Genomic DNA, 24,866 nt, shown 5'->3' on the forward strand with positions numbered 1-24,866 from the left:
CAAGACAGTTGCTCCCACAGGAGATTTGTGTGCAAACAGAGGTTGCATCAGCTGAAGGCCCACTTTGGAGCGGGCTTGCTCGCGAAGGCGGTCTGGCAGTCGACATCTCTGTTGAATGTAAAACCGCTATCGCGAGCAAGCTTTGCTCCCACAGGCGCCGCCCCTACAGGGTGGGGTTTGTGTCAGTTGGTCGGTAAGCGTTCCAGACCCGCAAACGGACACGCCGCCAGCAGGTCCTTGAGCAGGCGCCCGTCGGGCAGGCGCAGCTCGGCGGGGGCGAGTTCGGCCAATGGATACAGGACAAACGCCCGGACCTGCATGTGGTAGTGGGGGACCTTGAGCCGAGGCTCGTCGATCAGGCGATCGCCGAACAGCAGGATGTCCAGGTCCAGAGTCCGTGGGCCCCAGCGTTCGAGGCGTTCGCGACCCTGGCCGGTTTCGATGGCTTGCAATGCATCGAGCAGCTCCAGCGGTGCCAGATGACTGTCCAGCGCCGCCACCGCATTGGTGTAGCGCGGCTGTCCCGGCAGCAGCGAGTCGCTTTGATAGAACGCCGAGACGCCCGCCAATCGTGTATCGGGCAACTGCGCCAGCGCCTGGATAGCGCAGCGCAATTGCGCGGCAGGTTCGGCCAGGTTGCTGCCCATGCCGACGTAGACGCGCTCCATCAATTACTCGCCCGACTCGCTCGAAGCCCCGGCACGCTTACGCTTGGCGCCGCCACTGCTGCGACGCCGCTTGCGGGGACCGCTGGCGCCGTCATCCTTGCCGCTGAGCTCGCGAATCATCTCGCGGCGTTCGCTGTCGTTGGCGTCCTGGTAATCGGTCCACCATTCGCCGAGGCCATCGGTCTGCTCGCCAGCGCTTTCGCGTAGCAGCAGGAAGTCGTAGCCGGCGCGGAACCGCGGGTTGTCCAGCAGCAGGTCGGCGCGTTTGCCGCTGCGCCGCGGCAGGCGCTCCTGCATGTCCCAGATCTCGCGGATCGGCATTGTGAAGCGTTTTGGAATCGCGATGCGCTGGCACTGTTCGGCGATCAATTCGTGGGCAGCTTCCTGCATCGCCGGGATCGGTGGCATGCCACGGTCTTGCAGGCGCAGCACCCGGGCCGGCAGGGCAGGCCAGAGCAGGGCGGCGAACAGAAACGCCGGGGTCACCGGTTTGTTCTGCTTGATGCGCAGGTCGGTGTTGACCAGGGCTTCGCTGATCAGCGTGTGGGTGTAAGTCGGGTTGTGCTCCAGCGCCTCGGCACTGGCCGGGAACAGCGGATCGAACAACTGCAGGTCCACCAACATCTCGAAGGTGTCGGCGGCGTAGCCCGACAGGAACAGCTTGAGCACTTCCTCGAACAGCCGTGCCGAGGGAATTTCCCGCAGCATCGGCGCCAGTTCGCGAATCGGCGCGGCGCTGTGTTTTTCGATGCCAAAGTTCAGCTTGGCGGCGAAGCGCACGGCCCGCAGCATTCGTACCGGGTCTTCCTGGTAACGCTGCTTGGGATCGCCGATCAACCGGATCAGGTGATTGCGGATGTCGTGTACGCCATTGGCGTAATCGAGGATGCGCTCGCTGACCGGATCGTAATACAGGGCGTTGATGGTGAAGTCGCGGCGTTGCGCGTCTTCCTCAAGGGTGCCGTAGACGTTGTCGCGCAGGATGCGCCCGCTCTCGTTGCGGGAAGACTGGTTGCTGTCTTCCTCTTCATCGTTTTGCGGGTGGTTGGCGCGGAACGTTGCCACTTCGATGATTTCGCGACCGAAGTGGATATGGACCAGCTTGAAGCGCCGGCCAATGATCCGTGCGTTACGAAATTCGGCCCGCACCTGTTCCGGCGTGGCGCTGGTGGCGACGTCGAAATCCTTGGGGGTGATGTTGAGCAGCATGTCGCGCACGCAGCCGCCGACCAGGTACGCCTGGTAGCCGGCGTTCTGCAGGCGTTCGACAATGTTCACCGCATAACGGCTGAACTGGGCCTTTTGCAATGAATGCTGGCCGCTGTTGAGCACTTCAGGCGTGCTGCGAATGTGTTGCGTACGACGCAAGGGAGAACGGAATGACTGGAACAGCTTCTTCAGCATGGGATGCACTGTTTGAAGGAATGTTCGGCCAAAACGAAGAATGACCGCATGATGGGCGGGGATTCTAGCATTTAGTCGAGGGATGGTGTAGGACGCAGCAGTTTGAGCTGCAAGCTTTAAGCGGCAGGCCTTGTAGGCAGGGGACCTGAACGCCAGAAACCACAAGGGGAGCCGAAGCTCCCCCAGAATTAGTTGCGTGCTCTATTTTTATTATTGATTTCGGGCTTCTTGTTTTTGTTGAGTGCCCGCGTCACGGGGTTTCCCTTCGTGACCCTCCCAATCGGGAGTCAAGAGCAAACGGATTGCTTTGGTCGCTGTGTTGCAGTGATCGATCGATCCAACCAGTTCAGGCGCCTGTCTTGAGACAGTTTTATTGTTCTCGGCCTGGTTGTGGGGCAAGCCCCAAATACAACGCCTCTCCAAAAGAATCAGTTAGCTGCGCCTCTCGCCGTCTTGTTTTTATTGTGCGTGAGTCGATTCGTCTTATTTTTATTGTCTTTTGCATTGCTTGTTATTGTTCTTGTACCGGAGCTATAGCAGGGTGCGTGCCAACTTTTGCGAGGCCCAGCGAAACCGGGCGTTCTATGGTTATAGCCATTTTTCCGAGGCGAAAAAAAGCCGGGGTTTCGTTACCGTAAACCCCGGCTTTTGTTACGTGAAAAGACTGAGGTAACAGTTTTTTCACATTCATTTCGTTACGCCCGATAACCCTGTGGGGGCGAGCCTGCTCGCGATAGCGATGTGCCCGTCACCGCAGGTGTGACTGATCCGGCGCCATCGCGAGCAGGCTCGCTCCCACAACAATCTCAGCTTTCACTGGCCACGCCGGTCTTGCGCCGTGGTATACCCAGGCGCTGGCGGCGTTCCCACAGGCACTTGCGGCTCACGCCCAGCTTGCGGGCCAGTTCGGTCTCGGTCATATGGTCCTGATGCTCCAGGACGAAATGCTGGAAGTAGTCCTCCAGGGACAAGTCTTCGGTCGGCTCATGGCTGGTGTTGTTCGCGGCACCGCCATGCTGCGGGGCCAAGCCGATGAACTCGTCGTCCAGATCACTCAGTTCGATGTCGATACCCAGCAGGTCGGCGGAAATTTCCGGGCTCTCGCACAGAATCACCGCGCGCTCGACGGCGTTCTCCAGTTCCCGAACGTTACCCGGCCAAGCGTAATGACGAATGGCCTGTTCGGCGTCCGGGGCGAACTTGAGGTCGGTACGATTGACCCGCGCGCTCTGGCGAGCGAGGAAGGCCTGGGCAATCTCATTGACGTCGGCGCCACGCTCGCGCAGGGCCGGCAGTTTCAAGGCGATCACGTGCAGGCGGTAATACAGGTCTTCACGGAACTGGCCGATCTTTGCCAGGCTCTTGAGGTCACGGTGAGTGGCCGCGATCAGGCGCACATCGACTTTCTGTGACTGCACCGAGCCGACCCGGCGGATTTCGCCTTCCTGGAGCACCCGCAGCAACCGCGCCTGGGCTTCCAGGGGCAGCTCGCCGATTTCATCGAGGAACAACGTGCCACCGTCCGCAGCCTCCACCAGGCCAGCACGCCCGGCGCTGGCGCCGGTGAACGCGCCTTTCTCGTGGCCGAACAGTTCCGATTCGATCAGGCTTTCCGGAATCGCCGCGCAGTTTACCGAGATCATCGGTGCCTTGGCGCGGCGAGACAGGTTGTGCAGGGCGCGGGCGACCAGTTCCTTGCCGGTGCCGGACTCGCCCTGGATCAGGACGTTGGAGTCGGTTGGCGCGACTTTGCGGATCTTGCCGTACAGGTCCTGCATGGGCGGACAGGAACCGATGATGCCGATCTCGCCATTGTTGTTGCTGACGCCGCCCTTTACCGCGGCGCTGGCCTTGCCGGCAGGTTCCGCGGGATTGTTCGCCGCCGCCTGCCGGTCACGCAGGATGCGGGCCACGGCCTGGAGCATCTCGTCATGGTCGAACGGCTTGGCAATGTAGTCCACTGCGCCCATTTTCATGGAGTCCACCGCAGAGCGCAGGCTGGCGTAACTGGTCATGATCAGCACTGGTGTGCCCTGGCCGAGCTTGATCAGCTCGGTGCCTGGCGCGCCGGGCAGGCGCAGGTCGCTGACGATCAGGTCAAACGTGGGAATGCTGAAACGCTCTTGTGCTTCCTGCACGGAACCGGCTTCGCTGACCTGGTACTGGTTGCGTTCCAGCAGGCGGCGCAAGGCGGAGCGGATAATGGTTTCGTCTTCGACGATCAAAATGTGCGGCATTGATTCGACTCTCTCGACGGTCTCAGTTCACAGCGGACGTCGCTTCGACATGACGCGGCAAGGTTACCCGGATACGGGTGCCGCGTTGGCTTTGTACATCGGCCGGGCTGTCGATGGTGATTTGTCCATAATGCTCTTCAACGATGGAATAGACCAGTGCGAGGCCCAGACCGGTGCCTTCGCCAGGATCCTTGGTGGTGAAGAAAGGTTCGAACAATCGGTCCATGATGTTCTGTGGGATACCGCTGCCCTCGTCTTCGACGATCAGGTCGATCGTGTGTTCGTTGGCTTCGCTCTTGACCCGCACCGCGCTGCCGGCCGGTGTGGCGTCGCGCGCGTTGGTCAGCAGGTTGATCAACACCTGGGCGAGTCGCTGGGGATCGCCGTCGACCCAGTGATCCGGATCGCACAGGTTGAAGAATTGCACTTCGAAATTGCGTCGGTTAAGCGCCAGCAGACCAATGGCATCCTGGGCCACTTCGGCCAGACAGACGGCTTCATCATTGTGCTGATGACCGCCGGCGTGGGCGAAGCTCATCAGCGACTGGACGATGCGCGACACCCGTTTGGTCTGTTCAAGGATCTGGCCGCTGATTTCCGTCAGCTCGTTGTCGTCCTCGCGCTCTTCGCGCAGGTTCTGCGCCAGGCAGGCGATACCGGTAATCGGGTTGCCGATTTCGTGGGCCACCCCGGCTGCCAGCCGACCAATGCTTGCCAACCGCTCCGAGTGGACCAGCTTGTCTTCGAGCATCTGGGTGTCGGTCAGGTCCTCCACCAGCAACACCAGGCCGCTGTTACCGGGCGCGAGCGGTTCGTCGATCGCCGCTTTGTGCAGGTTCAGCCAGCGGGTCTGCCCGTCGAGGGCCAGGTGCTGTTTGTGCAAGTGCTCGTCGGGCAGGTCGATGAAACCTTGCAACAAGCCTTTCCACGGCTCGCCCAGGGTGCTCAGCCGGGAACCGACCACGCGCTGGGCGGCGATCCCCGTCAGCTCTTCCATAGCCTTGTTCCACATCAGGATCTCCTGGTCCTTGGCCAGGGAGCAGACGCCCATCGGCAGTTCCTGCAAGGTCTGGCGATGGTAACGGCGCAAGGCGTCCAGCTCGGCGGCCAGGCCGGTGAGGCGCGAGTGGTAGTCCTCGAGGCGGCTTTCAATGAAATGGATGTCTTCAGTGACATAGTTCTCGCCGCCGGCCTTGTAGGGCAGGAACGTCTCGACCATGTCCTGGGCTACGCTGGGACCCATCAGCCCGGACAGGTTGGCTTCGATCCGGTCGCGCAGGCGACGCAAGGCATACGGGCGGCGCTCGTCGAAGGGCAGGTAAAGGTCGCGCAAAGCCTGTTCGACTTCCTTCTGCGCGGCCTTGGCGCCGAGGGGCTTGGCCAGTTGCGTGGCGAACTCCTGGGGCGAGGCGGCGTGCAGCTCACGGCGTTGCGGGCGCCGGACATTGTCCACGGCGCAGGCTTCGGCGGCGCTGGCCTCTTCGCTGCTGGCGTTGGTGAACAATGAGATCAGGGTGAACATCAACACGTTCGCCGCCAGCGAGGCGATGGCCGCCATGTGCCAACTGGTGTCGTCGAGCACGTAGATCATGTTCAGCAACGGAATATAGAAGCCCTGCAGGTTGCCCATCAGCGGCAACAGCATGGCGACCAGCCACACCAGGATCCCCGCCAGCAGGCCGGCGATGAAACCGCGGCGGTTGGCGGTCGGCCAGTACAGCACCGACAGTACGCCAGGCAGGAACTGCAAGGTGGCCACGAAGGCAACAATGCCCAGGTTGGCCAGGTCCTGACCGTCACCGAGCATCAGGTAGAAGCCGTAGCCGGCCATGATGATCGCCACAATCAGTGCGCGACGGGTCCATTTCAACCAGCGGTAGATATTGCCTTCAGCTGGCGGCTGGTAGAGCGGCAGCACCAGGTGGTTGAGGGCCATCCCCGACAACGCCAGCGTGGTGACGATGATCAGGCCGCTGGCCGCCGACAGGCCGCCGACGTAGGCCAGCAGGGCCAGAGCCTTGCTGTTGGCCGCAATGCCGATGCCCAGGGTGAAATACTCCGGATTGGTGCTGGCCCCCAGCTTCAATCCGGCCCACAGGATCAACGGCACCGCCAGGCTCATCAGCAGTAGGAACAGCGGCAGTCCCCAACTCGCGCTGACCAACGAACGCGGGTTGAGGTTTTCGGTAAACGTCATGTGGTACATGTGCGGCATGACGATCGCCGAGGCGAAGAACACCAGCAGCAGCGTGCGCCACGGGCCTTCCTGCAGCGGGGTGTGCAGGGCGGCGAGGGCGGTCTGGTTCTGCAACAGCCAGACTTCCAGTTGCTGCGGGCCGTCGAACACGCCGTACAACGCATAGAGGCCGACACCGCCGATGGCGATCAGCTTGATCACCGATTCGAAGGCAATCGCGAACACCAGGCCTTCGTGCTTTTCGCGGGTGGCGATGTGCCGGGAACCGAAGAAAATCGTGAACAGGATGATCAGCCCGCAGAAGCTCAACGCTACCCGGTGCTGCACCGGTTCGCCGGTGAGAATGCTGATGGAGTCGGCCACGGCCTGGATTTGCAGGGCCAGCAACGGCAAGACCCCGATCAGCATGAAGATTGTGGTCAGCGCGCCGGCCCAGGTGCTGCGAAAGCGGAAGGCGAACAGGTCGGCCAGCGACGACAACTGGTAGGTGCGGGTAATCTTCAGGATCGGGTAGAGCAACACCGGTGCCAGCAGGAACGCCCCCGACACCCCGAGGTAACTGGACAGGAAGCCGTAGCCGTACTGGTAGGCCAGCCCGACCGTGCCGTAAAACGCCCAGGCACTGGCGTAGACACCCAGCGACAGGGTGTAGGTCAGCGGGTGGCGGATGATCGCCCGGGGGATCATGCCCCGTTCGCTGACCCAGGCCACGCTGAACAGCACCGCCAGGTAGGCGGCGCTGATCAGGATCATCTGGGTCAGGCTAAAGCTCATCGGCATCTTTTTGGCTCTGCAGGATGAAGGTCACGACAATCAGGATCAGCCAGAGCAGATACGGCCGATACCAGGCCCCCGTGGCATCGATCCACCAATCCATGATGGCCGGGGAGAACAGATAAATCCCCACTACCAGGAGCAGGACCAAGCGATAGATGTACATCCCGGCCTCTCTATAGGGATACGCGTGCCCGAAAACGTGCGGCGATGGTAACGGATGGGCGCCAAGCTGCAAGGGCCGTCAACGGATTTGCGCTTCCGGCAGGCTCAGTGTGCGCGGGATACGCGCCGCGTCCCAGTGGCGAATGCCCCAGGCCAGCAGCTCCCGTGGGCTGGCGTCGGCCAGTTCGGGCCCCGCGTGCTGGCCCAGCGCGCGCAGTGCCCGCAACAGCAGCGGCGCGGCCTGATCGGCCGCCAGCGGCGGTGAACGGTAGGATTTACCCAGTTTGTGCCCGTCGGGCTGGGTGATCAATGGCACATGCAGGTAGCGCGGTTGGGGCAGCCCGAGCAGTTCTTGCAGGTACAACTGGCGCGGCGTCGAATCCAGCAGGTCGGCACCGCGCACGATATCGGTCACTCCTTGCCAGGCGTCGTCCAGCACCACGGCCAGTTGATAGGCGTAGAGCCCGTCACGACGGCGAATCACGAAGTCGCCCGCTTCGCGGCCCAGGTGCTGGCGGAACTCGCCCTGGACCCGGTCGGTGAAGTTGTACGCAAGTTCCGGGACCCGCACGCGGATGGCGGCGTCTTCGGCGTCGTGCCCGGCATTGCGGCAAAGGCCTGGGTAAATGCCGTGATACGCCTCCAATTGTTTGCGCGAGCAGGTGCAGGCATACGCCAGGCCCTGGCTGAACAGCCGGGTGATGACGTGCTGGTAGGCCTCATGGCGTTCGCTCTGGCGAACCATCGCGCCGTCCCATTCAAACCCGTAGCTTTCCAGTGCCTGCAGGATTGCCGCTTGCGCGCCCGGTTCCTCCCGGGGCGGGTCGAGGTCTTCCATGCGCAACAACCAGCGCCCACCCGCGGCCCGGGCGTCCAGGTACGACGCCAGCGCGGCGACCAGCGAGCCGAAATGCAGGTGGCCGCTGGGGGTGGGGGCGAAACGGCCGATGTAGGAGGGATTGGCAGGCATGGAGGAATGTTACTGGGCTAGTCCGATGGATGCATATCTGTGGGAGCGGGCTTGCTCGCGAAAGCGGTGTGTCAGTGACATGAATGTTGAGTCTTTTATCGCCTTCGCGAGCAAGCCCGCTCCCACAGATGGAGTGTCAGTTCCAGATGGGGCAGATATTTTCAGAAACAAAAAACGGAGCGTATGAACGCTCCGTTTTCATGACAGTCCAGGCAACTACTTGCCGACCTGTTTTTCCTTGATTTCCGCCAGGGTCTTGCAGTCGATGCACAGGTCGGCGGTCGGTCGGGCTTCCAGGCGGCGGATGCCGATCTCGATGCCACAGGACTCGCACCAACCGTATTCTTCGTCTTCGATCAGTTGCAAGGTCTTGTCGATTTTCTTGATGAGCTTGCGCTCACGGTCACGGGCGCGCAGTTCGAGGCTGAATTCCTCTTCCTGACTGGCACGGTCGGCCGGGTCGGGGAAGTTGGCCGCTTCGTCTTTCATGTGATCCACGGTGCGGTCGACTTCCTGCATCAAGTCCTGTTTCCACTTGTTCAGGATCTTGGTGAAGTGCGCGCGCATGGGGGCACCCATGTACTCTTCGCCGGCTTGCGGGACGTACGGCTCAAACCCGCTGAGCGACTGATTTTGATTCTGCTTTGCTTGGGTGGGCATGAATGGACCGCCTCTACTCTTGTAATCCACTACGCAGGATTGCTCCATCACCGACACCTGCCGGCCCTGCGGCTGCAAGCGGGCGAACTTACCAGATCGAATCGGGCCGCGCTACTCCCGGTTGTCGAGCCTGCGGCGGGCGGGGCTCCGTGGAACATGGTCGGTTTCGCTTCGGTGCGGATGTAATCCTGCTCAATGCTTGATTCTAGTCAAGCCTGGGCCAATCGCCGGAGTCATTTCCTGCAATCCATGGCCTCAGACCGCTTCCGGTTCGCGCTCGTTCCCCAGTTGTTCCTGACTTGGCCAGAGAGTGGGTAGAATCGGTTCTTTTTATGTTGAAGGAAGGCTAATGGCTCAGCCCTACAGTGCGCGCAGCCGCGCCATCGAACCTTTCCATGTGATGGCGCTGCTGGCCCGTGCCAACGAACTGCAGGCGGCGGGACACGACGTCATCCACCTGGAGATCGGCGAGCCGGACTTCACCACCGCCGAGCCGATCATCCAGGCTGGCCAGGCGGCGCTGGCGGCGGGCAAGACCCGTTACACCGCGGCCCGTGGCATACCCGAGCTGCGCGAAGCCATCGCCGGTTTTTATGGGCAACGCTATGGGGTGGCGATTGATCCGCGACGCATCCTGGTGACACCTGGCGGCTCCGGCGCGTTGCTGCTGGCCAGTGCCTTGCTGGTAGACCCTGGCAAGCATTGGTTGCTGGCCGACCCGGGCTACCCGTGCAACCGCCACTTCCTGCGGCTGGTGGAAGGCGCGGCGCAATTGGTGCCGGTGGGCCCGGACGTGCGCTATCAACTGACGCCCGACCTGGTGAACCGTTACTGGGACCAAGACAGCGTTGGTGCGCTGGTGGCATCGCCGGCCAATCCGACCGGGACGATCCTGACCCGGGACGAGTTGGCGGGGCTGTCCAAGGCCATCAAGGGGCACAACGGCCATCTGGTGGTGGATGAAATCTACCATGGCCTGACCTACGGCACCGACGCCGCCAGCGTGCTGGAAGTCGACGACGATGCTTTTGTCCTGAACAGTTTCTCAAAGTATTTCGGCATGACCGGTTGGCGGCTGGGTTGGCTGGTGGCACCGTCGGCGGCCGTCAGCGAATTGGAAAAGCTTGCACAGAACCTCTACATCAGCGCGCCGAGCATGGCCCAATACGCGGCCCTGGCATGCTTCGAGCCGGCCACCATCGAGATCTTCGAGCAGCGTCGAGCCGAGTTCGCGCTGCGCCGCGACTTCTTGCTGCCAGCCTTGCGGGCGCTGGGCTTCGGGATTGCCGTGGAGCCGGAAGGGGCGTTTTACCTCTATGCCGACATCAGTGCCTTCGGTGGCGACGCGTTTGCGTTCTGCCAGCACTTTCTTGAAACCGAGCACGTGGCCTTTACCCCGGGTCTGGATTTTGGCCGCCATCAGGCTGGCCACCATGTACGCTTCGCCTACACCCAGAGCCTGCCGCGACTGCAGGAAGCGGTAACGCGAATCGAACGTGGCCTGCGCAGCTGGCAAGCCTGATGCGTTTTTCTCCAGCGTTGGAAGAAGGCCGCCTGATCCGTCGCTACAAGCGTTTTCTTGCGGACATCGAGACCGTTCAGGGCGAACTGCTCACCATTCACTGCCCGAACACCGGCTCAATGCTCAATTGCATGGCCGAAGGCGCGCGCGTCTGGTTCAGCCGCTCCAGCGATCCCAAGCGCAAACTGCCAGGCACCTGGGAAATCGGCGAAACCCCTCAGGGCCGGCTTGCCTGCATCAATACGGCACGGGCTAACGCCTTGATCGAAGAAGCCCTACGTGCCGGGGTGATCAGCGAACTCAACGGGTTCATTGGGCTCAAGCGTGAAGTGGCTTATGGTCAGGAAAACAGCCGTATCGATTTTCGGCTCGATTACCCTCATGGCTCGGCCTGGGTCGAAGTCAAAAGTGTCACGCTGGGTTTCGATGGCACCCACGTGGCGGCGTTCCCCGATGCGGTGACCCAGCGCGGGGCCAAGCACCTGCGGGAGCTGGCCTGCCTGGCCCGGGAAGGTGTACGGGCGGTGCAGCTGTATTGTGTGAACCTGAGCGGCATCGAAGCGGTGCGCCCGGCACACGAAATCGACCCGGTGTACGCGGCGGCGCTGCGTGAAGCGGTAGTGGCAGGTGTGGAGGTGCTGGCCTACGGGGTCACGCTGACGCCCGAGCAGATGTGGGTGGACCGAGCTTTGCCAGTGTTGCTCGAGCCGTTACACGTTGACCCAGATACCTTGCACGTCCTCCCGGCTGTCTAGCGTCACGAGGAATTGTCCGGCACAAGGACCGGCCACACATTCGCCGTTTTCGATCAGGAACAGTGCGCCGTGGGTGGCACACTGGATAAGGCTGGCGCTGGGGTCGAGAAACTGGTCCGGTTGCCATTCCAGCGGCACGCCGCGGTGCGGGCAACGGTTGACATACACGTAGACCTGGCCCGCGCGACGCACGGCCAGCACCTTGCGGCCGTCAATGTCGAAACCGCGACTGTTGTTGTCGGGCAGTTCGGCGTTGGCGCACAAAAATTTCATAGGCGTCTCGTCTTATGTTGAATGAAATCCCTGTGGGAGCGAGCTCGCTTCCACAGGGGCAGGCCTGACCGTCATATGAAAGCGCTGGTCGAGGATATCCGGCCTGACGATGCCACGCCCCATTTGGTTTCCTCCAGACAAAAAAAGACCCGGCAAAAGCCGGGTCAAATAACCGTGATTAGCCTGATGAGGAGATATCTGAGAGTCCGAACCAAGGGCTGTTCAAATATCGACCAGTCTCGCGACCGGATGTGGTAATCATAGCGATTCTCATTACCATGTCAAACATTGTTTTGCGGTTCGCCAAAATAACCTGAGCGACGTTGCGCATCGGAAACAGGGGGGCGTCAGGATTTGTGGCGCGTGGAAATAGCGTCCAGCTGTTTATTCAAAGCTTCTTTGCGTTCGGCGGGAATGTCATTCCAGTGCACATCCATCAATGCGCCTTCTATTGCATACAGCAAGACTTTGGAAGCCCGGAAGCCGCGCGTGCGTACGGCGCGATAGGCGTCCACCGCGCCAAGTCGGCGCAGATCCGAGGCACTGTGGATGCCCACGGCGTGCAGCCACTGGGCTGATGTCTTGCCCAGATTCTTCAGGTGTTGCAGTTCATCATTCATCGAGCCTCCTTGCGACGGCCGACTGGTGCAATGGGCAAGCTTTTGAGCAGTGTAGCGGTCAGTAGGAAAAGCGTGATTCTTTGGTGAGATTAGTCGCGAAAGCTTCTAATGCATTACGCACGATGGGAGGAAAGGCGCAGCGAGGGGCATCGTCCAGCGCAGGCGGGGGCGCTGGTGATCGGTTCGGTCTGAGCTAACGATCAAATACCTACCCGCAGCCCCTGTGGGAGCGAGCCTGCTCGCGAAGGCGTCAGCGCAGTTGCCTCTGTTCAACCAGGCGCGGCGCTTTCATCAACGGGTACGGTAGCGCAGCCGGGTGCCGAAGTTCATCGACATCAGGATCTCGTCCGCAGACAGTTCGGGCGGGAAGTACGCGCCGGATATCTGCGCGTGGGCCAGGCTCGCACCTTCCAGTGACGCCTTGCGGAAATCGATGCCGCGCAGATCGGCGGAGCGAAAGTAGGCGTCGGTGAAATCCACGTCGTCTGCGTTCAGTTCCCGCAGGTCCAGGCCACGGAAATCGCCGCCGCGCATGTCGACGGGACCTTGCGGGCGCTCGCTGTTGAAGCCGGCGATGTCGTCTTTACGCAGCAAGGCGTACAGCGGGGTACTGAGAAGCTTGGGAAGACTCATGTCACATCACCTGTTGGTTTTATGGCGCCAGTATAGTGCCACTACTTGATGGCCGTGAAGCCGGGCGTCGCTTCACGGCCCAAATAGTTCTCTACAGGCCAGGCAGGCGCTGGCGAATCTGCGCCACCACAACGTCGAGCGTGCCGCTTTCGTTGGTTTGCACCCGTTTGCTGCAGAGGATTTCCGCCGGCGTGAGGGCTTCACGATTGGCCTGTTGTGCGGCGATAACGGCCAGGTTCGCGTCGGAAGGGTCGTTCTGGTCGGCCTGACGCAACGCCAGCCAGCTTTCGATGACCGCTTGCGGCGCGTTGCAGTCAAGGATCAGAAACGGCGCGCCGGTGGCCTCGGCGATTTTCGCGGCGGCGTCACGCTGGTCACGCTTGAGGTAAGTGGCGTCGATCACCACCGGGAAGCCGGCGCGCAAAATGGCGTCGGCAATTTCATGCAGGCGGCTGTAGGTGGCGTTGCTGGCATCGCTGCTGTAAATGCCGGCCTGTGGATCGTTGGGCACTTGCTGCTCACCGAACAGGCGCTTGCGCTCTACGTCCGAGCGCAGGCGAATGGCGCCCAACGCCTCGACCAGGCGCATTGCGACGTGGCTCTTGCCAACGGCCGAAACACCGTGGGTGATGGCCAGGAAGCATGACGGAATGGTGCTGTAGCTTTCGGCCAGGTTGGCGTAGTTGCGGTATTGGCGCAGGGTGGTGGCGCGCTGCACCGGATCGGCTTCGGCGGGCATGCTGAACAGGGCAATCTTGGCGCGGACCAGTGCGCGGTAGGCTTTATAGAAGTTCAGCAGTTCCAGTCCGCGGTAGTCACCGGTCAGTTCCAGGTACTGGCTGACGAAACGCCGCGCCAACGACTTGAGGCCACGGTCTTCCAGGTCCATCGCCAGGAACGCGGTGTCGCCGTAGACGTCGGTGAACCGGAACGGCTCGTTGAACTCGATGCAGTCGAATATCACCACTTTGCCGTCGATCACAGTGGCGTTGCCCAGGTGGATATCGCCGTGGCATTCGCGGATGAAGCCTTCGGCCTTGCGCTGGGTGAAGAGCGGCTTGAGGCGTTCGAAGCTGCTCTCGGCCCAGGCTTGCAAGGCCTCGAGTTGCAGCAGGTCCGCCTTGTCGCTGAGAAATGGGCGGATCTGCTCGAAGTTCTGGCGTACCGGGGCCATCACGCTGTCCGGGTTGCCGGCGACGTTTTCGGCCGGGACCTTGGGCGTGGAGAGGTGGAACTGGGCGATCTGCGCGGCCATTTCGTCGATGTGCGCGGTGGTCAGTTCGCCGTTGGCTTGCAGCGTGCTCAGCAGTTGGCTCTGCGGGAACTGGCGCATCTTCAGGGCGTATTCGATGGCCGGACCGTCACCACCCAATTGCGGCGCCTCAGCGCTGCCGGTCACCGGCAGCACTTCCAGGTACAGGTCCTGGGTCAGGCGCTGGTTAAGGCGTAGCTCTTCGCCACAGAAATGCTTGCGTGCTTGAAGGTCGGTGAAATCGAGGAAGCCGAAATTGACCGGCTTTTTGAATTTGTAGGCGTAGGGTCCGGTGAGCAATACCCAGGAAATGTGCGTTTCGATGACCTGGAACCCTTCGACGGGATGGGGGTAGAGGGCCGGGTTTTGCAGGGCAGCGATCAGGGATTGGCTCACGGGCGGTCCTTCAGAGTCTGGAAAATTCAAGGCGGTCATTATGGCGGCAAGCGAGGCTAACGCAAACCTCGTTGGCCTCATGTTGAACCGCAGCAAAGTGCGTATAATCCGCCGCCATGACTCGTACTCGATCCCCCCGAACCCCCAAGAAACCACCCGCCAGCCGCCTGCGGCCGTGGCTGGGCTGGGCCCTTAAACTCAGTCTGGTCGGCCTCGTCGTGCTCGCCGGTTTCGCGGTTTACCTCGATGCCGTGGTGCAGGAGAAGTTCTCCGGCAAGCGCTGGACCATTCCCGCCAAGGTCTACGCACGGCCATTGGAACTGTTCGTCGGACAGAAGCTCAGCCGCGATGACTTCCTGACCGAGCTGGACGCCTTGGGCTATCGCCGCGAAAGCGTGGCCAATGGCCCGGGCGCGGCCTCGGTCAACGGCAATACCGTCGACCTCAATACCCGCGGCTTCCAGTTTTATGAAGGCATGGAGCAGGCGCAACCGGTGCGGGTGCGTTTTTCCGGCGACTACGTGGCGGCGCTGACCGGTGCCAACAACGCCAGCCTGTCGGTGGTGCGCCTCGAACCGCTGTTGATCGGCGGCCTGTACCCCAAGAACCTCGAAGACCGGATCCTGATCAAGATCGATCAGGTACCTCCGTTCCTGCTCGACACGCTGATCACCGTTGAAGACCGCGACTTCTATCATCACTTTGGTGTTTCGCCCAAGTCGATCGCCCGGGCCGTCTGGGTCAATACCTCCTCGGGCCATATGCGCCAGGGTGGCAGTACCTTGACCCAGCAATTGGTCAAGAACTTCTACCTGACCAACGAGCGCAGCCTCACCCGCAAGCTCACCGAAGCCATGATGGCGCTGCTGTTGGAGCTGCATTACGACAAGCAGGAGATCCTGGAGGCGTACCTCAACGAGGTCTTTATCGGCCAGGATGGACAGCGCGCGGTACACGGCTTCGGCCTTGCCAGCCAGTTCTTCTTCAGCCAGCCGCTGTCCGAGCTGAAGTTGCATCAAGTGGCGTTGCTGGTGGGCATGGTCAAGGGGCCATCCTCCTACAACCCGCGTCGCAATCCGGAGCGTGCCCTTGAGCGGCGCAACCTGGTGCTCGATCTCTTGCAACAACAAGGCGTGGCAACGGCCGAGCAAGTCGAGGCGGCGAAGAAAATGCCACTGGGCGTGACCCAGCGCGGCAGCCTGGCGGACAGCTCGTTCCCCGGTTTCATGGACCTTGTCAAGCGCCAGTTGCGTGAAGACTATCGCGACGAAGACTTGACCGAAGAAGGCCTGCGGATCTTCACCAGCTTCGACCCGATCCTGCAGATGAAGGCCGAGGCCTCGGTCGAGGACACCTTCAAGCGGCTAGGCGCCCGCAAAGGCGCCGATGAAGTTGAAGCCGCCATGGTGGTGACCAACCCGGAAACCGGCGAAGTCCAGGCGATGATCGGCAGCCGCCAGGCCAGTTTCGCCGGTTTCAACCGGGCGTTGGATGCGGTCCGCCCGATCGGCTCGCTGATCAAGCCGGCGGTGTACCTCACTGCCTTGGAAAAACCCAGCCAGTACACGCTGACCAGTTGGCTGTCGGACGAGGCGTTCTCGGTCAAGGGCGCGGACGGTCAGGTCTGGAAACCGCAGAACTACGACCGTCGTTCCCACGGTACGGTGTTCCTGTATCAGGGCCTGGCGCATTCCTACAACCTGTCAACGGCCCGCCTGGGGCTGGAAGTCGGCGTGCCGAACGTACTCAAGACCGTGGCGCGCCTGGGCGTCAGTCGCGAACTGCCGGCCTTCCCGTCAATGCTGTTGGGGGCCGGTGGCCTTGCCCCGATTGAAGTGGCAGCGATGTACCAGACCCTGGCCAACGGCGGCTTCAATACGCCGATGCGTGGGATCCGCAGCGTGCTCACTGCCGATGGCGAACCGCTCAAGCGTTATCCGTTCCAGATCCAGCAACGTTTCGACCCCGCCTCCATTTACCTGATCCAGAGTGCAATGCAGCGGGTCATGCGCGAAGGCACTGGCAGCTCTGTCTATAACGTACTGCCCCGGACCCTGACCCTGGCGGGCAAGACCGGTACCAGTAACGACTCGCGTGACAGCTGGTTCGCCGGTTTCAGCCAGGATCTGCTGGCCGTGGTCTGGCTCGGCCGTGATGACAACGGCAAGACGCCGTTCACGGGTGCTACCGGCGCACTGCAGGTCTGGACCAGTTTCATGCGCAAGGCCGACCCGTTGCCGCTGGACATGCCGCAGCCGGACAATATCGTCCAGGCTTGGGTCGACCCGCGCACCGGACAAGGTTCCGATGCCAATTGCCCGGGTGCCGTGCAGATGCCGTATATTCGCGGCAGCGAGCCGCCACCCGGTGCAGCCTGTGGTGGCCAGAATCCCGCCGAATCGGTGATGGATTGGGTCAAGGACTGGATGAATTAAGCAAAGAGGGTTTCAAGTGAACAAGTGGTTGATTCCAGCGGTAACAGCCGTGGCTTTGCTCAGTGGTTGCTCCAGCGTTCAGCGCGGTTCGATTCCGGTCGTCGATTCCGGCACCGCTGTTTCCAACAGCGAGCGAGTCTCGGCCAATGGCGGTTTCCGTCAGACGACGGTGAAGCGCCCTGTACAGGGCCAGGCCCAGGCAATTCCCCAGGGCGACTCCGGTGTCGTCGTGATGATTCCTGGTGGTGGCGCCACGACCTCGGCCCCGATCAGCAGCACGCCGATTACGCCGGGCCCCATCACGCCGGGACCTGTCGATACCTCGCCGGTCGATCAGAGCAGCTACAGCATGCCATCGGCGCCGAGCAGCATTCCGCCGGCCAGTTCCGGTGGCTTGTCCGCTGATGAACAACTGGACGGCCCGGTGCTGGCGCTGTTGACCACTGCGCAACAGCAGCAGGCCGGGGGCGATCTCAACGGTGCATCTTCCAGCCTGGAGCGTGCCCAGCGTGTGGCACCGCGCGAACCGCAGGTGCTTTATCGCCTGGCCCAGGTGCGCATGGCCCAGGGCGATGCGCCGCAAGCCGAGCAACTTGCCCGTCGCGGCTTGACGTTCACCAGTGGTCGTCCGGCCCTTCAGGCCAGCCTGTGGGAGTTGATCGCCCAGGCTCGTGAGAAACAAGGTGATTCAGCTGGCGCGGCCCTGGCCCGTCAGAAGGCCAAGGTTTCGCTCTGATGGATACGCGCTTTCCTCAAATCGCCGATCAGTTGCTGCTGATCGAGCGGGAGCTGCGGGTCCAGGGTTGGTGGAGCGACCACTCGCCATCGGCTGAAGCGCTGGCCAGTGTCGAGCCTTTCGCGGTCGACACCCTGGACTTCGAGCAGTGGCTGCAATGGATTTTCCTGCCGCGGATGAAGTCCATCCTGGAAAACGACCTGCCGCTGCCCAACGCCTCCGGCATCCTGGCCATGGCGGAGATGGTCTATGCCCAGCGACCGGGGCAGGGCGTCGAGTTGCAGCGTCTGCTGTCGCAGTTCGATCAGTTGATCAGCAGCGCCGCCTGATCGTCATCACTGGCAGTTTTCCTCGATCTGCTTGCGGGTCTCGTTGATCCGCTGGCTTCGCTGTTCATCGTTGAGGCGGCGCATTTCCCCTTCCACGTCTTCGCGTACCCTCGGGTTGTTCTGCAACTGCGCGAGGTTGGTTCGGGCCTGTTCGCAGAACGCCTTGAGCTCGGCCTCCTGATCGGCGACCTGTTTCCTGACCTTCTGATCGATCGCTTTCTGATCGCCAACGACTCCGCCGGGCGGTGGCGCTGGTGGCTTGGCAGGGGCGGGCGGGGCTGACTTGATCACGGTTGCGGCCTCCGCGCCTTCGGGCGGTTGGGCGCCGAAGTGGGTAACGCCCTGGGCATCCACCCATTTATAGACCTGACCAGCCATGGACATCGGGCTCAGGCCAACCAGCAGGCTGGCCGTCAAGAAGAACATTCGCATGCTGTTTCCTTGTCGTAGGTTGCGCAATTGAAGCTAACACAGTTGTCGTTTAAAGGTTTTTTCTTGCGTTCTCATGCGCTTACTTCGAATAAAACACATTGACGACTTGACTTGCAGAGGACGAAACAGAAGAATCCAAAGTCCGCTGTAGAGGGACTGCCAGAAGCAGGCCCACTCGGCAGATCATGAGGCGCACATCCGCGCCGACCTGTTACACCCGCAACGCGTTACCTCGCGCTGGGTGGGAAAGGCCCGCAACACTTGGGACGATCCCAATACTTGCTCAGTCAGTGCTGACGTAGTCGGCGACCACCGTCGCTCATGCTCTGCCGAGAAGTAAACCTATTAAGACCCGTCCCCTTTCGGGGGTCGGTATTCTGGCGTTTTAGAGGTGAACAACGTGGAGCTTTTATCTGGCGGTGAGATGCTCGTCCGCTTTTTGCGTGACGAAGGCGTCAAATATATCTACGGGTACCCGGGTGGTGCTCTTCTTCATGTCTATGATGCCCTGTTCAAAGAACCGGAAGTGACCCACATCCTGGTTCGTCACGAGCAGGCGGCGACTCACATGGCTGACGGCTATGCCCGCGCCACCGGCAAGGCCGGCGTGGTCCTGGTGACGTCCGGTCCTGGCGCCACGAACGCCATCACCGGTATCGCCACCGCGTACATGGACTCCATTCCGATGGTGATCATCTCCGGCCAGGTGCCCAGCACCATGGTCGGTACCGATGCGTTCCAGGAAACCGACATGATCGGTATCTCCCGGCCGATCGTGAAGCACAGCTTCATGATCAAGCACGCGTCGGAAATCCCGGAAGTCATGAAGAAGGCTTTCTACCTGGCCGAATCCGGTCGCCCTGGCCCGGTCGTGGTCGATGTTCCCAAGGACATGACCAACCCGGCCGAGAAATTCGAATACGTTTTTCCGAAGAAAGCCAAGCTGCGTTCCTACAGCCCGGCCGTACGCGGTCACTCCGGGCAAATCCGCAAGGCAGCCGAAATGCTCCTGGCGGCCAAGCGCCCGGTGCTGTATTCGGGTGGTGGCGTGATCCTCGGTGGCGGCTCCGCGCCGCTGACCGAACTGGCGAAAATGCTCAACCTGCCGGTGACCAATACCCTGATGGGCCTGGGCGCGTACCCGGGCACCGACCGTCAGTTCATTGGCATGCTCGGCATGCACGGCAGCTACACCGCCAACCTGGCGATGCACCATGCCGACGTGATCCTGGCGGTCGGCGCGCGTTTCGACGACCGTGTGATCAATGGTCCGGCGAAGTTCTGCCCGAACGCCAAGATCATCCACATCGACATCGATCCGGCGTCCATCTCCAAGACCATCAAGGCAGACGTGCCGATCGTGGGTCCTGTCGAGAGCGTGCTGACCGAAATGGTCGCCATCCTCAAGGAAATCGGCGCGGCGCCAAACAAGGAGTCGGTGGCCAGTTGGTGGAAGCAGGTTGATGAATGGCGCGGCGATCGCGGCTTGTTCCCTTACGACAAGGGCGACGGCAGCGTGATCAAACCGCAGACTGTGATCGAAACCCTCTGCGAAGTGACCAAGGGCGATGCCTTTGTGACCTCCGATGTGGGCCAGCACCAGATGTTCGCTGCGCAGTACTACACGTTCAACAAGCCCAACCGCTGGATCAACTCCGGTGGCCTGGGCACCATGGGCTTCGGTTTCCCGGCGGCCATGGGCATCAAGTTGAGCTTTCCGGATGCCGACGTGGCCTGCGTCACCGGCGAGGGCAGCATCCAGATGAACATCCAGGAACTGTCTACCTGCCTGCAATACGGTTTGCCGGTGAAGATCGTCATCCTGAACAACGGCGTGCTGGGCATGGTTCGCCAGTGGCAGGACATGAGCTACGGCAGCCGTCACTCGCACTCCTACATGGAATCGCTGCCTGATTTCGTCAAGCTGGCGGAGGCCTATGGTCACGTCGGCGTGCGCATCACCGAATCGAAAGATTTGAAGACGAAGATGGAGGAGGCGTTCGCCATGAAGGATCGCCTGGTGGTCATCGATATTTCGGTCGACACCAGCGAGCACGTCTATCCGATGCAGATCAAAGACGGCTCCATGCGCGATATGTGGCTGAGCAAGACGGAGCGTACCTAATCATGCGACATATTATTTCCCTGCTTCTGGAAAACGAACCGGGTGCGCTGTCTCGTGTTGTGGGCCTGTTCTCGCAGCGCAACTACAACATCGAAAGCCTGACCGTGGCCCCCACGGAAGACCCGACCCTGTCGCGTCTGACGCTGACCACTGTCGGGCACGATGAAATCATCGAGCAGATCACCAAGAACCTGAACAAGCTGATCGAGGTGGTCAAGCTGGTGGATCTGTCGGAAAGTGCTCACATCGAGCGCGAACTGATGCTGGTCAAGGTCAAGGCCACCGGGGCCCAGCGCGCCGAGATCAAACGCACTACCGATATTTATCGTGGGCAGATCGTCGATGTCAGCGCCAGCGTCTATACCGTTCAATTGACCGGTACCAGCGACAAGCTCGACAGCTTCATTCAATCGATCGGCACTGCCTCGATTCTGGAAACCGTACGCAGTGGCGTCACCGGGATTGCCCGTGGCGACAAAGTACTGAGCATCTAAACCAAATTAGCGAATGGCCTGAACGGCCGGATAGAGAGGAAATTCATGAAAGTTTTCTACGATAAAGACTGCGACCTGTCGATCATCCAGGGCAAGAAAGTCGCCATCATTGGTTACGGTTCCCAGGGTCACGCCCAGGCGTGCAACCTGAAAGACTCCGGCGTTGACGTGACTGTCGGCCTGCGTAAAGGCTCGGCCACCGTTGCCAAGGCCGAGGCCCACGGCCTGAAAGTGGCTGACGTGGCTTCCGCTGTTGCCGCTGCCGACCTGGTCATGATCCTGACCCCGGACGAATTCCAGGGTGCGCTGTACCGCGACGAAATCGAACCGAATATCAAGAAAGGCGCAACCCTGGCCTTCTCCCACGGCTTCTCCATCCACTACAACCAGGTCGTGCCGCGCGCTGACCTCGACGTGATCATGATCGCGCCGAAGGCCCCGGGCCACACCGTACGTTCCGAGTTCGTCAAGGGCGGCGGTATCCCTGACCTGATCGCGATCTACCAGGACGCTTCGGGCAACGCCAAGAATGTGGCCCTGTCCTACGCGGCTGGCGTGGGTGGCGGTCGTACCGGCATCATCGAAACCACCTTCAAGGACGAGACCGAAACCGACCTGTTCGGCGAGCAAGCTGTTCTGTGCGGCGGTACTGTCGAACTGGTCAAAGCCGGTTTCGAAACCCTGGTTGAGGCGGGCTACGCGCCAGAAATGGCTTACTTCGAGTGCCTGCACGAACTGAAGCTGATCGTTGACCTCATGTACGAAGGCGGTATCGCCAACATGAACTACTCGATCTCCAACAACGCCGAGTACGGCGAGTACGTAACGGGCCCGGAAGTGATCAACGCCGAGTCCCGTCAGGCCATGCGCAACGCCCTGAAACGTATTCAGGACGGCGAATACGCCAAGATGTTCATCAGCGAAGGTGCTACCGGCTATCCTTCGATGACCGCCAAGCGTCGCAACAACGCTGCACACGGTATTGAAATCATCGGCGAGCAATTGCGCTCGATGATGCCGTGGATCAGCGCCAACAAGATCGTCGACAAAGCCAAGAACTAAGTCGCGAGCTTGTTCAGAAAACGCGGCCTCGGCCGCGTTTTTTCGTTTGGGTGACCGCTTCTGGTATAAAGCTGCATCGTTTGCGGCCGAACCGTCGTCCCAGACGCCTGTCGAATTTTTTCACACCGTTGCAAGGTATTGTCCATGAGCGAACGTCCCGACGAGCCAAGCCAGGCTCCTGACGCCGAAAGCCGGCTGCCCATCGATGAGCACATCGAAGAAGGCCATGACGCTGAAGGCCGTAAGGTCCGGCATCGTGGCATCTATCTGCTGCCAAACCTGTTCACCACCGCGAACCTGTTCGCCGGTTTCTACTCCATCATCAGTTCCATGAGCGCCCAGGCCGCATCGAGTGCCGGCGATAGCGCGGGAGCGAGCCGTTACTTCGCGTTCGCCGCGATCGCGATCTTTGTTGCGATGGTGCTCGATGGCCTGGACGGGCGCGTGGCCCGCATGACCAACACCCAGAGTGCGTTCGGCGCCGAGTACGATTCCCTGTCCGACATGGTCGCTTTCGGCGTGGCCCCGGCCTTGCTGGCGTTCGGTTGGGCGCTGGGGGATATGGGCAAGGTCGGCTGGATGGTCGCCTTCATCTATGTGTCGGGCGCGGCGTTGCGCCTCGCGCGGTTCAACACGCAGGTCGGCAAGGCTGACAAACGTTACTTCATCGGCCTCGCCAGCCCGGCCGCTGCGGGTGTGGTCGCGGGTGTCGTGTGGGCATTCAGTGATTACGGCATCCAGGGTTCGAAAATGTCGTTCCTGGTGGCGCTGCTGGTCGCGGCCGCCGGAATGCTGATGGTCAGCAACATCAAGTACAACAGCTTCAAGGAGCTGGACCTGAAAGGGCGCGTGCCATTCGTTGCGATACTGGCGGTGGTGCTGGTGTTCGCCGTGGTCTTCAGTGATCCGCCGCGGATTCTGTTGCTGGTGTTCCTTGCCTACGCCGCTTCCGGACCGGTGCAATATTTGCTGCGTCTTCGCCGACACTAAACGTTGCCTTAATGTAATTTCCCCCATACTCCGCAGTCTATTGGTGCATCTGCCCTCCAATGCTGCGGAGTCGTCATGCTGATCAAGATCCCCAAGTCGTCTGACTGCCGTGAATCGGACGTCACGCCCGAATCCTTCTATCTATCCCGTCGCCAGATGCTCGGTGCGTCCATGGCCGGTCTTGCCGTGAGCAGCTTGCCACGCTGGGCGAGCGCTGCCGATGCGGCACGCTATGCCGACGTGGAGCCTGGAAAGGCGCCGTCCTGGTTTGCCGAAAAGTTGCCGTCTACCCAATGGGGCGCGGTGACGGTCAAGAATGAGCCGATCACGCCGTTCAAGGACGCCACCCATTACAACAACTTCTATGAGTTCGGAACCGACAAGGGGGACCCGGCAGCCAATGCCGGTACCTTGAAAACCGAACCTTGGAGCGTGGTAGTGGATGGCGAGGTGGGCAAGCCGGGGCGCTATGGGCTGGAAGACTTCATGAAGCCGTATCAACTGGAGGAGCGGATCTACCGACTGCGTTGTGTCGAGGCCTGGTCGATGGTCATCCCGTGGATCGGCTTTCCCATCTCTGCACTGCTCAAGCAGGTCGAGCCCACCTCCAAAGCCAAATATATCCGCTTCGAGACCTTGCAGGACCCCAAGGTCATGCCGGGCCAGCGCTCCGGCTTTGCGCTGATCGACTGGCCGTATGTAGAAGGTTTGCGGCTGGATGAGGCGATGAATCCGTTGGCAATCCTGGCGGTAGGCATGTATGGCCGTGAACTGCCCAACCAGAACGGTGCGCCGTTGCGGTTGGTGGTGCCGTGGAAGTACGGTTTCAAAAGTGTGAAGTCCATTGTGCGAATCAGTCTGGTCAGCGAGCAGCCGAAGACGACATGGCAAAGTATTGCGGCTGATGAATACGGCTTTTATGCCAACGTCAATCCGACGGTCGATCATCCACGCTGGACCCAGGCCCATGAGCGTCGGTTGCCGAGTGGTCTGTTCAGTCCCAATGTTCGCGATACGCTGATGTTCAACGGCTATCAGGATGAGGTCGCTTCTTTATATGCCGGGATGGATTTGAGGAAGGACTACTGATGCGTTTTCCATTGTGGCGGGCCGGCGTCTTCCTCGCGTCGGCGGTCTTGCCATTATTGTGGCTGTATGAGGCCTTGATGAATTCGCTGGGCCCTGACCCGGGCAAGGTGCTGGTGGACAGGCTCGGGTTGGGGACGCTGATCCTGCTGTTGATCACCTTGAGCATGACGCCGCTGCAGAAGTTGACCGGCTGGGCGGGGTGGATTGCGGTCAGGCGCCAACTGGGGTTGTGGTGCTTCACTTACGTGGCGCTGCACCTGAGTGGCTATACGGCGTTCATCCTGGGTTTCGATTGGTCGCAATTGGGGGTTGAGCTGAGCAAGCGGCCTTACATTATTGTCGGGGTGCTGGGCTTCCTTGGTTTGCTGGCCCTGGCAGTGACGTCCAACCGCTACAGCCAGCGGCGACTGGGTGTTCGCTGGAAAAAACTGCATCGCCTCGTTTATCTGATACTCGGGCTTGGGTTGTTGCACATGCTGTGGATTGTGCGGGCGGATCTGAAGGAATGGTCGATCTATGCCTTTATAGGGGGCGTACTGTTGCTGCTCAGGGTGCCGCCGATTACACGGCGCATACCGCGCTTGCCGGGCCGTAAGGTGCCTTCTGCAACAAAAGCTTAATTAATCCTTGACGGCAAATTCCAGACGT

The 24,866-nt window shown here is 61.0% G+C and carries 23 protein-coding genes; 11 read left to right on the top strand and 12 right to left on the bottom strand.

Annotated elements, in window-relative coordinates; genetic code table 11:
• Positions 1–182 precede the first annotated feature (182 nt).
• The 7 genes from folK to dksA all read right to left on the bottom strand — a co-directional run bounded on the left by folK (position 183) and on the right by dksA (position 9,075).
• On the bottom strand, positions 183–668 hold the full coding sequence (gene folK, locus J7E36_RS11285; RefSeq protein ID WP_215002818.1) for a 2-amino-4-hydroxy-6-hydroxymethyldihydropteridine diphosphokinase: 486 nt from the start codon (positions 666–668) through the stop codon (positions 183–185).
• A 3-nt stretch (positions 669–671) separates the two neighbouring features.
• Positions 672–2,072: a polynucleotide adenylyltransferase PcnB gene (locus J7E36_RS11290; protein ID WP_215002820.1), complete on the bottom strand. Its 1,401-nt coding sequence runs from the start codon at positions 2,070–2,072 to the stop codon at positions 672–674.
• Positions 2,073–2,878: 806 nt separating this feature from the next.
• A complete protein-coding gene (locus J7E36_RS11295) occupies positions 2,879–4,309 on the bottom strand; it encodes a sigma-54-dependent transcriptional regulator (RefSeq protein ID WP_215002822.1) in 1,431 nt (476 codons plus the stop codon).
• Between the two features lie 22 nt (positions 4,310–4,331).
• On the bottom strand, positions 4,332–7,286 hold the full coding sequence (locus J7E36_RS11300) for a sensor histidine kinase (RefSeq protein WP_215002824.1): 2,955 nt from the start codon (positions 7,284–7,286) through the stop codon (positions 4,332–4,334).
• Entirely contained in the window at positions 7,270–7,446 is a 177-nt protein-coding gene (locus J7E36_RS11305; protein ID WP_003176118.1) for a hypothetical protein, read from the bottom strand. The genes J7E36_RS11300 and J7E36_RS11305 overlap by 17 nt, the downstream gene beginning before the upstream one ends.
• 78 nt (positions 7,447–7,524) lie before the next feature.
• Positions 7,525–8,415: a tRNA glutamyl-Q(34) synthetase GluQRS gene (gluQRS, locus tag J7E36_RS11310; RefSeq protein ID WP_215002826.1), complete on the bottom strand. Its 891-nt coding sequence runs from the start codon at positions 8,413–8,415 to the stop codon at positions 7,525–7,527.
• A gap of 216 nt (positions 8,416–8,631) precedes the next feature.
• Complete coding sequence (gene dksA / locus J7E36_RS11315) at positions 8,632–9,075, bottom strand: RNA polymerase-binding protein DksA (RefSeq protein ID WP_003205639.1); 444 nt, start codon at positions 9,073–9,075, stop codon at positions 8,632–8,634.
• A gap of 349 nt (positions 9,076–9,424) precedes the next feature.
• Between dksA and J7E36_RS11320 the strand changes: the two genes are divergently transcribed.
• Together J7E36_RS11320 and sfsA are read left to right on the top strand one after the other, a co-directional pair.
• Positions 9,425–10,597, top strand: a complete 1,173-nt coding sequence (locus tag J7E36_RS11320; protein WP_215002828.1) for a pyridoxal phosphate-dependent aminotransferase — start codon at positions 9,425–9,427, stop codon at positions 10,595–10,597.
• On the top strand, positions 10,597–11,352 hold the full coding sequence (gene sfsA, locus J7E36_RS11325; protein WP_215002831.1) for a DNA/RNA nuclease SfsA: 756 nt from the start codon (positions 10,597–10,599) through the stop codon (positions 11,350–11,352). Before J7E36_RS11320 ends, sfsA begins: the two co-directional genes overlap by 1 nt.
• Here the strand turns inward: sfsA and J7E36_RS11330 are convergent.
• The 4 genes from J7E36_RS11330 to J7E36_RS11345 all read right to left on the bottom strand — a co-directional run bounded on the left by J7E36_RS11330 (position 11,308) and on the right by J7E36_RS11345 (position 14,526).
• Positions 11,308–11,625 (bottom strand): Rieske (2Fe-2S) protein, encoded by a 318-nt coding sequence (locus tag J7E36_RS11330; RefSeq protein WP_215002833.1) that lies wholly within the window; start codon positions 11,623–11,625, stop codon positions 11,308–11,310. The two genes, sfsA and J7E36_RS11330, sit on opposite strands and share 45 nt — an antisense overlap.
• 347 nt (positions 11,626–11,972) lie before the next feature.
• Entirely contained in the window at positions 11,973–12,245 is a 273-nt protein-coding gene (locus J7E36_RS11335; RefSeq protein WP_215002835.1) for a TfoX/Sxy family protein, read from the bottom strand.
• 291 nt (positions 12,246–12,536) lie between these two features.
• On the bottom strand, positions 12,537–12,878 hold the full coding sequence (locus tag J7E36_RS11340) for a pentapeptide repeat-containing protein (protein WP_215002837.1): 342 nt from the start codon (positions 12,876–12,878) through the stop codon (positions 12,537–12,539).
• Positions 12,879–12,969: 91 nt separating this feature from the next.
• Positions 12,970–14,526 (bottom strand): AAA family ATPase, encoded by a 1,557-nt coding sequence (locus J7E36_RS11345; protein ID WP_215002839.1) that lies wholly within the window; start codon positions 14,524–14,526, stop codon positions 12,970–12,972.
• Positions 14,527–14,642: 116 nt separating this feature from the next.
• Between J7E36_RS11345 and mrcB the strand changes: the two genes are divergently transcribed.
• The 3 genes from mrcB to J7E36_RS11360 are packed head-to-tail and all read left to right on the top strand — an operon-like array spanning position 14,643 to position 18,026.
• A complete protein-coding gene (gene mrcB, locus J7E36_RS11350) occupies positions 14,643–16,961 on the top strand; it encodes a penicillin-binding protein 1B (protein WP_215002841.1) in 2,319 nt (772 codons plus the stop codon).
• Positions 16,962–16,977: 16 nt separating this feature from the next.
• Complete coding sequence (locus J7E36_RS11355; protein WP_215002843.1) at positions 16,978–17,697, top strand: hypothetical protein; 720 nt, start codon at positions 16,978–16,980, stop codon at positions 17,695–17,697.
• Positions 17,697–18,026, top strand: a complete 330-nt coding sequence (locus J7E36_RS11360; protein WP_215002846.1) for a YqcC family protein — start codon at positions 17,697–17,699, stop codon at positions 18,024–18,026. Before J7E36_RS11355 ends, J7E36_RS11360 begins: the two co-directional genes overlap by 1 nt.
• A gap of 6 nt (positions 18,027–18,032) precedes the next feature.
• On the opposite strand, the gene J7E36_RS11365 is transcribed toward J7E36_RS11360, so the two are convergent.
• On the bottom strand, positions 18,033–18,458 hold the full coding sequence (locus tag J7E36_RS11365) for a DUF4124 domain-containing protein (protein ID WP_435304169.1): 426 nt from the start codon (positions 18,456–18,458) through the stop codon (positions 18,033–18,035).
• Between the two features lie 400 nt (positions 18,459–18,858).
• On the opposite strand from J7E36_RS11365, the gene J7E36_RS11370 reads away from it, so the two are divergent.
• From J7E36_RS11370 to msrQ, 6 genes are all read left to right on the top strand, one after another.
• On the top strand, positions 18,859–20,583 hold the full coding sequence (locus J7E36_RS11370; RefSeq protein WP_215002848.1) for an acetolactate synthase 3 large subunit: 1,725 nt from the start codon (positions 18,859–18,861) through the stop codon (positions 20,581–20,583).
• Positions 20,584–20,585: 2 nt separating this feature from the next.
• The gene (gene ilvN / locus J7E36_RS11375) at positions 20,586–21,077 is read left to right on the top strand and encodes an acetolactate synthase small subunit (RefSeq protein ID WP_003205610.1); all 492 of its coding nucleotides are present in this window, start codon (positions 20,586–20,588) and stop codon (positions 21,075–21,077) included.
• A 45-nt stretch (positions 21,078–21,122) separates the two neighbouring features.
• Positions 21,123–22,139 carry a ketol-acid reductoisomerase gene (gene ilvC / locus J7E36_RS11380; protein ID WP_024779611.1) on the top strand — a complete coding sequence of 339 codons (1,017 nt, stop codon included), beginning with the start codon at positions 21,123–21,125 and terminating at the stop codon, positions 22,137–22,139.
• Positions 22,140–22,283: 144 nt separating this feature from the next.
• Positions 22,284–23,129 carry a CDP-diacylglycerol--serine O-phosphatidyltransferase gene (gene pssA / locus J7E36_RS11385; RefSeq protein ID WP_215002850.1) on the top strand — a complete coding sequence of 282 codons (846 nt, stop codon included), beginning with the start codon at positions 22,284–22,286 and terminating at the stop codon, positions 23,127–23,129.
• Between the two features lie 75 nt (positions 23,130–23,204).
• The gene (msrP, locus tag J7E36_RS11390) at positions 23,205–24,218 is read left to right on the top strand and encodes a protein-methionine-sulfoxide reductase catalytic subunit MsrP (RefSeq protein WP_215002852.1); all 1,014 of its coding nucleotides are present in this window, start codon (positions 23,205–23,207) and stop codon (positions 24,216–24,218) included.
• On the top strand, positions 24,218–24,838 hold the full coding sequence (gene msrQ, locus J7E36_RS11395) for a protein-methionine-sulfoxide reductase heme-binding subunit MsrQ (RefSeq protein WP_215002855.1): 621 nt from the start codon (positions 24,218–24,220) through the stop codon (positions 24,836–24,838). Before msrP ends, msrQ begins: the two co-directional genes overlap by 1 nt.
• The last annotated feature ends 28 nt before the right edge of the window (positions 24,839–24,866 follow it).

The sequence above is a fragment of the Pseudomonas fluorescens genome (assembly GCF_018614775.1).
GTDB classification, from domain to species: domain Bacteria; phylum Pseudomonadota; class Gammaproteobacteria; order Pseudomonadales; family Pseudomonadaceae; genus Aquipseudomonas; species Aquipseudomonas fluorescens_BY.